The organism is Kribbella sp. (assembly GCF_035655035.1).
GTDB lineage: Bacteria > Actinomycetota > Actinomycetes > Propionibacteriales > Kribbellaceae > Kribbella.
The window spans coordinates 1-8,760 of the sequence record NZ_DASRVN010000271.1 but is presented as its reverse complement, the minus strand read 5'-3'; the positions used below and the strand labels follow the sequence as shown (position 1 = coordinate 8,760).

The following is an 8,760-nucleotide window of genomic DNA, read 5'->3' as shown; positions in this document are numbered from 1 at the left end:
GACCCGGATGCTGACGGTCCGCGGCGGGTACCACGGCGACACGTTCGCGCCGATGAGCGTCTGCGACCCGGTCAACGGCATGCACTCGCTCTTCACCGGCGCCCTGCAGGATCAGGTCTTCGGCCCACAACCGCCGGCGGGGTTCGAACGCTCCGCCGACGATCCGGAGCTGCAGGCGTGGGCCGAGGCGATGGCGGCGCTGGCCGCAGCGCATTCGGAGGAGATCGCCGCGATCATCGTCGAACCGGTCCTGCAAGGCGCCGGCGGCATGTACCCGTACAGCCCGGCCTGCCTCCGGGTACTGCGGGAGCTCGCCGATCGCCACAGTTTCCTGCTGATCTTCGACGAGATCGCGACCGGGTTCGGGCGGACCGGCACGCTCTTCGCCTCCGAGCACGTGGAGCCGGACATCCTCTGCGTCGGCAAGGCCCTGACGGGTGGGTACCTGACGCTGGCGGCGATGTTGTGTACGTCGGACGTCGCGCAGACGGTCTCGAACGGACCAGGTGGTGCGTTGATGCACGGCCCGACCTTCATGGCCAACCCGCTCGCTTGCGCGGTCGCCCTGGCGTCCGTGGATCTCCTGCTCTCCCAGGACTGGGCCGCGAACGTTGCCCGGATCTCGGCCGGTTTGGAGACCGGGCTGGATGCGGCGCGTGAGTTGCCGGCCGTGAAGGACGTACGGGTGATCGGCGCGGTCGGCGTCGTACAGCTCGGTGGACCGGTGGACCTGCCAACGATGACCGAGGCGGCGTTGCGGCGCGGCGTGTGGGTGCGGCCGTTCCGCGACCTCGTCTACACGATGCCGCCGTACATCTGCACCGACGGCGAGATCGCGACCATTGCCGCGGCGATCACCGGCGCGATCGAGGAGGCCGGCTGATGCAGGTGGACTGGCTCGCGCCGGGGGACTGGCCTGCGCCGGAGGACCGTGCTGCGCTGGAGGACCGTGCTGCGCTGGAGGGGAAAGGCTGATGCTCGAGGACTGGCTTGCTCCGAAGGCTGCGGCCCTGGAAGCCCGCGGCCTCACTCGCCGGCTGCACGCCCGCGCCCACGACGACGACCTGATCGACCTGGCAGGCAACGACTACCTCGGCCTCAGCCGCGACCCGCGCGTGACCGAAGCCGCCGCCGGGGCCGTCCGCACCTGGGGCACCGGCTCCACCGCATCCCGCCTGGTGACCGGTACGACGGAACTCCACGAGCAGCTGGAGTCCGCGCTGGCGGCGTACGTGGGCCAGGAGTCCGCGCTCGCCTTCTCGTCCGGATACCTGGCCAACCTCGGCATCGTCACCGCCCTCGGCGGCCCGGGTACCCTCCTGATCTCCGACGAACACGTCCACGCCTCGCTCGTCGACGCGTGCCGCCTGTCCCGCTCCCGGGTCGAGATCTTCGCGCACAACGACGTCGGCACCGTCGAAAAACTCCTTGCCGAACGCAACGAACCACACGCCGTCGTGATGACCGAGTCCGTCTTCTCCGTCCTCAGCGATGAGGCGCCGCTCACCGAACTGGCAGCCACCGCCGCGGCACACGACGCCGTCCTCCTCGTCGACGAGGCCCACGGCCTGGGCGTCACAGGCAACGGCCACGGCTCCGTCCATACCCTCGGCCTGGCCGGCCTCGACCACGTCGTCGTCACCATGACCCTCTCCAAGTCGATGGCCTCCCAGGGCGGCGTGGTCCTCGGCCCCACCGTGCTCCGCAACCACCTGATCAATCGCTCCCGCCCCTTCATCTACGACACCGGCCTCAACCCGGCCGCGTGCGCCGCCGCCCTCGCCGCGCTGCAGGTACTCCGGGCCGAGCCTGACCGCCCGTCCGCGATCCATGCCGCGACGGCACGGCTGGCCGCGGCGTGCGACGTACCGCCCGCCTCCGGGCCCGTCGTCTCGGTACCGATGCCGGGTCCGCGGGAGACCGTGCGCGCGGCCGAGTTGTGTCTGGAGAACGGCGTCCGGGTCGGAAGCTTCCGGCCGCCGTCGGTACCGGACGGGATCTCCCGGCTGCGGCTCACCGCGCACGCCGGACTGTCAGCAACGGATGTCGATCACGCCTGCACCGTGATCGCCGACGCGATCGGGAAGGTCTCATGATCACCTTCGTCACCGGGACCGACACGGACATCGGCAAGACCATCGTCACGGCCGCGCTCGCGGTGTGCGCGGGGGAGTCGGTCGCGGTCGTGAAGCCGGCGCAGACCGGTGTCGCGCCTGACGAGCCGGGTGACCTCGCGGAGGTCGGCCGGTTCAGCGGCGTGACCGCGCTGCACGAAGGCGTCCGGCTGCCCGAACCGCTCGGCCCGACGACGGCCGCGCGGCGGGCGGGAATCGCGCTGCCGTCGGTCGAGGAGTACGCCGCGTCGGTCGACGACCTCGCCCGGACGTACGACACCGTACTGGTCGAGGGCGCCGGCGGCCTGCTCGTCGGGCTCGATGCCGACGGCAACAACCTGGCGGATCTCGCGGAACACCTGACCAGCCCGTTCCGGTTTGTGGTGGTGACCCGCGCCGGGCTCGGCACCCTGAACCACACCGGCCTGACCGTCGAGGCGCTACGGACCCGCGGACTGCCGGTCGAGGGTCTCGTCATCGGTTCCTGGCCGGACGACCCGGACCTCGCGGAACGCTGCAACCTGCACGACCTGCCGGGCACGTCCGGGGTCCCCCTGCTCGGCCGCATCCCGGCCGGCGTCGGCACCTGGCCGGTGGAAAAGTTCCGCTCGACCGCTCCAAGCTGGTTCGAGTGAGTGGTTGTCCGGCGCGGTACGACGAGGCGCTCGGGTACTGGGTGGTCGAGGATCCGGCAGCGGTACGGGACGTGCTGCTCGATCCGCAGACGTTCCGCCCGGACAACGCCGTACTCGCGCACACCCCGCTCTCCGTGAAGGCCCTCCGCGTCCTGTCCGCGGTCGGCTTCGCGCTGCCGCCGACGCTCGCGAACAACGCCGGCGAATCCCATCGCCCGATCCGCGCCGCGGTGGCCCGCTTCTTCAGCCCCGCCCGCGTCGCCGCCGTCGAACCACTCGCCCGCGAACTCAACACCTCCCGAGTCGCGTCCACCACCGCCCGCCTGGCAGCCGGCGAAGAGATCGACCTCGTCCAGGCGATCGCCGCCGAGCCTCCCGCCCTGGTCGTCCTCCACCTCCTCGGCCTGTCGGAGGTCGACGTACCGGCCCTGAAGGCCTGGAGCCTGGACTCCCTCGAACTCTTCTGGGGCACCCCCGACGAGGACCGCCAGCTCGAACTGGCCCACACCGCCGCCGAGTTCTACGCGTGGCTACGCGCCCGTACGACGGCCGCCCGCAAGGAGCCCGGCACCGACCTGTTCGGCGTCCTGATCAAGCTGGGCCTCTCCGACGAGGAGATCTGCGCGGCCGCGTACTTCCTGCTGATCGCCGGCCAGGAGACCACCACCCAACTCATCTCCACGGCCTTCCACCGCTCCCTCGGCCGCCGGATCGACCCCGCCGAAACAGTCGAGGACGTACTCTGCAACGCCTCCTCGGTCCCGACCTGGCGCCGCATCACCGCCACCCCCGCCACCCTCGGCGACACGCAACTCCCACCCCAAGCCCCGATCCTCCTCACCCTCACCGCCACCAACGCCCCACCCGACCTGGCCTTCGGCCTGGGCCTCCACCGCTGCCTGGGCGCCACCCTCGCCCGCCTCGAAACCCGCATCGCCCTGGAATCCACCCAAACCCTGCTACCCCACGTCCAGCTAACCGAGCCCCCACCCTGGACAACCCTCCTCTCCTTCCACGCCCCAAAGCACCTCCGGGTGACTGCTACGGCTTCAGCTTCAGAGTTGCCGTGACGCGCTGCCGCGAGACGAACCACGCCTCGAGCGCCGGATCGATCGCGAGCAGCACCGTGCGCATCCGGTCCAGCCGGTCGGCGACCATGCCCGAGTTGAGCAGCGGCTCGAGGTGAGCGACGCGGTTGCGCAGCTTGTAGATATGGTCGACGTGGTCCACCAGGTCCGAGGGCGCGCCGCTGAGCCTTGGGAAGGCAGCGGCCAGGGCCTTGTTCCAGAGGTGCTGCCGGCCCGGATCGTTGTCAGGTAACAGGAATCGCCACGTGCCGAAGCTCAGTTGGGCAAGGACGTCGGGGTGCCCGGGCGGTCGGCCGGCACCTCGCAGGGCGGTCTGCGCCCGGCGCCCGGCCTTGCGGATGTCGTCACCGGCCAGCCGCCCCAGGAGACGCGCGGGATCCAGCAGCCAGTCCGCTGAGTGGGTCCGGCCCGTCTCCCGATCCCGCTGGAGGGCGTTCCAGCTGCGGAGTTGCTCGTCGAGTGCGTTGCGCAGGATCACCTCGAACCGATGCAGGCATTCGTACACGGAGCCGGACAGTTCGACGTTCCACTGGTACAGGCTGAGCGCCCGGCGGACGTTGCCTTCCATTGCTGTCAGGTACGGCGAGAGGCGTGGGCCGCTGATCTTGGCAGCGACGACGGCGTGATGGACGCCTGTTTGATTTGCGGGGCGCATGATCCTAAACTCATTGGCGAAGGCGGAGGCAGGTCTCTCCGTTACAAGATCACCTGAAGGCCCGCCGGCGGACGCCGGCGGGCCTTCGGCTTGCCCGGAGACTCTCGGTGCCGATGGTAGGTGGTCGAGCCCGGCAAGCCGTAATCGCTTCGTGACAGTCCGGAGTGGGCTCCGGCGGCGGGTGGGGATTACAGCCCTGCTGACCTGCACCGATACGCTTTGGGCGTGGCGGAGCATGAGTTGGTTCTGGTTGTTGACTTCGGGGCGCAGTATGCGCAGCTGATCGCGCGGCGGGTGCGTGAGGCGAAGGTGTACTCGGAGATCGTGCCGCACTCGATGCCGGTCGAGGAGATGCTGGCGAAGGGGCCGAAGGCGATCATCCTGTCGGGTGGGCCGCAGTCGGTGTACGCCGAGGGGGCGCCGCGGGTCGAGTCGGGGCTGTTCGAGGCCGGTGTGCCGGCGTTCGGGATCTGCTACGGGTTCCAGGCGATGGCGCAGACGCTCGGCGGGGACGTCCGGCGTACCGGGCTGCGGGAGTTCGGGCGTACGCCGGTCACGGTGAGCGCGGCGGGCACCCTGCTCGCGGGCATCCCGCAGGACCTGAACGTGTGGATGTCGCACGGGGACGCCGTACACGCGCCGCCGGCCGGGTTCGCCGTACTGGCCGGGTCTGAGGGTGCGCCGGTGGCGGCGTTCGAGGATCTGGACCGCAAGCTCGCCGGGGTGCAGTGGCACCCGGAGGTCCTGCATTCGCAGGCAGGGCAGGCCGTGCTGGAGCACTTCCTGTACGAGATCGCCGGCTGTGTCGGTGACTGGACCACCACCAACGTCGTCGACGAGCAGGTCGCGCTGATCCGTGAGCAGGTCGGCGACAAGCAGGTGCTGTGCGCGCTGTCCGGCGGCGTCGACTCCGCGGTCGCGGCGGCCCTGGTGCACAAGGCGATCGGCGACCAGCTGACCTGCGTGTACGTCGACCACGGCCTGCAGCGGGCCGGTGAGTCCGAGCAGATCGAGAAGGACTTCGCCGCCGCGATCGGGATCCGGCTGGAGGCGATCGACGCCGAGGACCAGTTCCTGTCCGCGCTGGCCGGCGTCACCGACCCGGAGCAGAAGCGGAAGATCATCGGCCGCGAGTTCATCCGGACCTTCGAGGCGACCGCGCGGAAGGTGGACGCCGAGCGGCACATCGAGTTCCTGGTCCAGGGCACGCTGTACCCGGACGTGGTCGAGTCCGGCGGCGGCGCGGGCGCGGCGAACATCAAGTCTCACCACAACGTCGGCGGGCTCCCGGACGACCTCGAGTTCAGCCTGATCGAGCCGCTCCGGACGCTGTTCAAGGACGAGGTCCGCGAGCTCGGGCTGGCGCTCGGCCTGCCCGAGACGATGGTCTACCGGCACCCGTTCCCGGGCCCGGGTCTCGCGATCCGGATCATCGGCGCGGTCACCCGCGAGCGGCTGGACATCCTGCGCGCAGCGGACCTGATCGCCCGTACCGAGCTGACCGCGGCCGGGCTGGACCGCGACATCTGGCAGTTCCCGGTGGTGCTGCTCGCCGACGTCCGCTCGGTCGGCGTCCAGGGCGACGGGCGGACGTACGGTCACCCGGTCGTACTGCGCCCCGTGACCAGCGAGGACGCGATGACCGCCGACTGGGCGCGGCTCCCGTACGACGTGATCGAACGCATCTCGACCCGGATCACCAACGAGGTCGACGAGATCAACCGCGTCACGCTCGACGTCACGAGCAAGCCGCCGGGCACCATCGAGTGGGAATGACCCACCACAGCGAGTGACTCTGTTACCGACGCCGCGGGCGGCGGGTGAGGGACTCGAGCCGGGCCTGGCGGCAGTCGCCGCGACCCCGCCGTCGCAGCTGGCGTCGGAGCTACGGCTGGATGCCGTCGAGGAGGCGGTTGAGGCCGTAGTGGTAGGCGTCGTCGGGGGTTGACTGGTAGCCGTTGGCGTGCCAGATGGTTGTCATCGCTGGATGGCGGTCGACGTCGAAGTACGTTTCCCAGAGGTCGTTGCGCTCGGACCACCAGGCGTTGTTCGTCTGGCCGGTCGCGCGCTCGACGAGCAGGCTCTCCGCCTCCAGGCTCGCGGCCGAGTCGACGTATGTCGTGATCGCGAGCGCTGCCGTGTTTGTCTCGGTCGGGGTGAGGCCGAGATCGAGCAGCACGGACAGCAGGTACTCCCGCCCCGCCAGCATCCCCGGACCAACCGGCGGGCGGATCGTGGAGACCTGCGACAGCCACAGGTGTTGCTGGAACATCTCCCGCGTCTGCACGGAGTAGATCTCGACCTGCTCGCGCCAGTCCGCCGGTCGCGGCTCGCCCGGGCCGGGCAGTCGACGTTCGACGAGCACCTGGTCGACCATGAGGTCCAGGAGCTCCTCCTTCGACGGTACGTACGTGTAGAGCGTCATCGTGCCGACGCCGAGCTCCTTCGCCAGCCCGCCCATCGACGCGGCCGCCAGGCCCTGCTCGTCGGCGAGCCGGATACCTGCTTGGACGACGTCGTCGACGGTCAGCGACGGCCGGCGTCCTGCTCCCCGCTTCCGCTGGGGATCCGCGGGCGGCTGGCGGTGGTTGCGCCACAGCAACGCCAGCGTCCGGTCCGGCTGCCCTTCACCACTTCGGCGCTCACTCACCCGGACAACGATAGGCGGTTCCTTGAATTCTCGTATACCCTACGGGAATTGATCGATCGAGGGGAGACGGACATGACGATCCTGGTGACGGGCGCGACCGGGAGCGTGGGGCGGTTGCTGGTCGACGAGTTGGTCGCGGCGGGCGCGCCGGTGCGGGCACTGACCGCGAACCCGGCCCGCGCGGCGCTTCCTTCCGGGGTGCAGGTCGCGCGGGGATACCTCGGGAAGCCGGAGACCTTGCCTGCGGCGCTCGCGGGTGTCGACGCGGTGTACCTGGCGCCGCTCCCGGCGTACGTCGACGACTTCGTCCGCTGTGCGCGGGACGCCGGCGTGCGGCGGGTCGTCGTACTGTCCGGGGAGCCGGCCGAGTACGAGGCGCAGGGGGATCCGGCGACCTGGCACTACTACCGTCTGGAGCGGGCGGTCGAGGCCGGCGGGTTCGCGTGGACCTTCCTGCGGCCGGGCCAATTCATGAACAACACGCTCGGCTGGGCGCCGTCGATCAGGGCGGAGGGGGTCGTACGGGCGCCGTACGGCAACGCGGTGCAGACGCCGATTGACCTCGCAGACATCGCGGCGGTGGCCCGGGTGGTGCTGATGTCGGAGCGGTACGACGGGCAGAAGATCACGCTCAGCGGCCCCGAGGGGATCACGCCGCCGGAGCAGGTGGCCCACATCGCGGCGGCGATCGGCAAGGAGGTCCGCTTCGAGGAGCAGACGCCGGAGGAGTACCTCGCGGAGCTCGCCCCGGCGATCGGTCTGGAAACCGCCCAGTGGCTCCTCGACGGCTTCCGGATGATGTCCGAGTGGCCGATGAAGCCCGAACCCGCGGTCCGCGACCTGACCGGCCGGCCACCCGTCACGTACGCCGAATGGGCACGGGCGAACGCCGGCGCCTTCCGCTGACTGGCATGATCGCGGGCGTGAAAGAGCTCATGCACGGCTACCTCCGGAACGCCCGCGAAGCCATGGTCTGGAAGCTCGACGGACTCAGTGAGTACGACGCGCGCCGGCCGTTGACCCCGACCGGGACCAACCTGCTCGGGATGATCAAGCACCTCTCGAGCGTGGAGGCCTGGTACTTCGGGAAGACGTTCGAGCGGCCGTATCCCGAGGACTTCTCCTGGTGGGACGACGACGCCGAGCCGAACGCCGACATGTGGGCGACCCCGGACGAGACCCGCGCGGACGTGGTCGATCGATACCGCCGGGTGTGGGCGCACGCCGACGCGACGATCGAGGCGTTGCCGCTGGACGCCCCGGGTCAGGTGCCGTGGTGGCCGAAGCCGGACACGACGCTGCACGCGATCCTGGTCCACATGATCGCCGAGACCAACCGGCACGCCGGGCACGCCGACATCCTGCGCGAGCAGCTCGACGGCGCGACCGGCATGCGCGCGGACAACTCGAACCTGCCCGAGCGGGACGCCGCTTGGTGGGCGCGCTATCGCGAGCGTGTCGAGGAGGCTGCGCGTGCCGTTGTCATCTCTCAGGACATCGGTAACAGTTTTTGATCGGGACATCGGTGACGGTTCCGGCCGTCTTTGTGGTGACAGTTCGGCGGGGTCGGTGGGGTTGATGATGCTCGGGCCTGTCGACTGCGCTGGTGTCGAAGAAC

Annotated in this window: 9 protein-coding genes; 7 read left to right on the top strand and 2 right to left on the bottom strand. The window is 70.2% G+C overall.

The features are described 5' to 3' along the window. From VFF46_RS15720 to VFF46_RS15705, 4 genes are all read left to right on the top strand, one after another. On the top strand, window positions 1–883 hold an 883-nt coding region (locus VFF46_RS15720), incomplete at its 5' end, for an aminotransferase class III-fold pyridoxal phosphate-dependent enzyme (RefSeq protein ID WP_325037855.1). Between the two features lie 91 nt (window positions 884–974). Further along, window positions 975–2,096: an 8-amino-7-oxononanoate synthase gene (locus VFF46_RS15715; protein ID WP_325037854.1), complete on the top strand. Its 1,122-nt coding sequence runs from the start codon at window positions 975–977 to the stop codon at window positions 2,094–2,096. Further along, a complete protein-coding gene (bioD, locus tag VFF46_RS15710) occupies window positions 2,093–2,749 on the top strand; it encodes a dethiobiotin synthase (RefSeq protein ID WP_325037853.1) in 657 nt (218 codons plus the stop codon). The genes VFF46_RS15715 and bioD overlap by 4 nt, the downstream gene beginning before the upstream one ends. Further along, window positions 2,746–3,819, top strand: a complete 1,074-nt coding sequence (locus VFF46_RS15705) for a hypothetical protein (protein ID WP_325037852.1) — start codon at window positions 2,746–2,748, stop codon at window positions 3,817–3,819. Before bioD ends, VFF46_RS15705 begins: the two co-directional genes overlap by 4 nt. Here VFF46_RS15705 and VFF46_RS15700 read toward each other — a convergent pair. After that, window positions 3,791–4,492: a hypothetical protein gene (locus VFF46_RS15700; RefSeq protein ID WP_325037851.1), complete on the bottom strand. Its 702-nt coding sequence runs from the start codon at window positions 4,490–4,492 to the stop codon at window positions 3,791–3,793. The genes VFF46_RS15705 and VFF46_RS15700 overlap by 29 nt on opposite strands. 225 nt (window positions 4,493–4,717) lie before the next feature. Here VFF46_RS15700 and guaA point away from each other — a divergent pair, with 225 nt between their 5' ends. Further along, window positions 4,718–6,268, top strand: coding sequence for a glutamine-hydrolyzing GMP synthase (gene guaA, locus VFF46_RS15695; protein WP_325037850.1), 1,551 nt, complete (start codon window positions 4,718–4,720; stop codon window positions 6,266–6,268). A 109-nt stretch (window positions 6,269–6,377) separates the two neighbouring features. On the opposite strand, the gene VFF46_RS15690 is transcribed toward guaA, so the two are convergent. Continuing rightward, window positions 6,378–7,142, bottom strand: coding sequence for a TetR/AcrR family transcriptional regulator (locus VFF46_RS15690; protein WP_325037849.1), 765 nt, complete (start codon window positions 7,140–7,142; stop codon window positions 6,378–6,380). Between the two features lie 72 nt (window positions 7,143–7,214). Between VFF46_RS15690 and VFF46_RS15685 the strand changes: the two genes are divergently transcribed. Together VFF46_RS15685 and VFF46_RS15680 are read left to right on the top strand one after the other, a co-directional pair. Further along, the gene (locus VFF46_RS15685) at window positions 7,215–8,048 is read left to right on the top strand and encodes an SDR family oxidoreductase (protein ID WP_325037848.1); all 834 of its coding nucleotides are present in this window, start codon (window positions 7,215–7,217) and stop codon (window positions 8,046–8,048) included. 17 nt (window positions 8,049–8,065) lie between these two features. Beyond that, window positions 8,066–8,656: a DinB family protein gene (locus VFF46_RS15680; RefSeq protein WP_325037847.1), complete on the top strand. Its 591-nt coding sequence runs from the start codon at window positions 8,066–8,068 to the stop codon at window positions 8,654–8,656. The last annotated feature ends 104 nt before the right edge of the window (window positions 8,657–8,760 follow it).

Bases quoted from the DNA above. Each gene is read 5' to 3' on its own strand.
- VFF46_RS15685 (WP_325037848.1), top strand. From the start codon at position 7,215: ATGACGATCCTGGTGACGGGCGCGACCGGGAGCGTGGGGCGGTTGCTG.
- bioD (WP_325037853.1), top strand. From the start codon at position 2,093: ATGATCACCTTCGTCACCGGGACCGACACGGACATCGGCAAGACCATC.
- VFF46_RS15715 (WP_325037854.1), top strand. From the start codon at position 975: ATGCTCGAGGACTGGCTTGCTCCGAAGGCTGCGGCCCTGGAAGCCCGC.
- VFF46_RS15700 (WP_325037851.1), bottom strand. From the start codon at position 4,492: ATGCGCCCCGCAAATCAAACAGGCGTCCATCACGCCGTCGTCGCTGCC.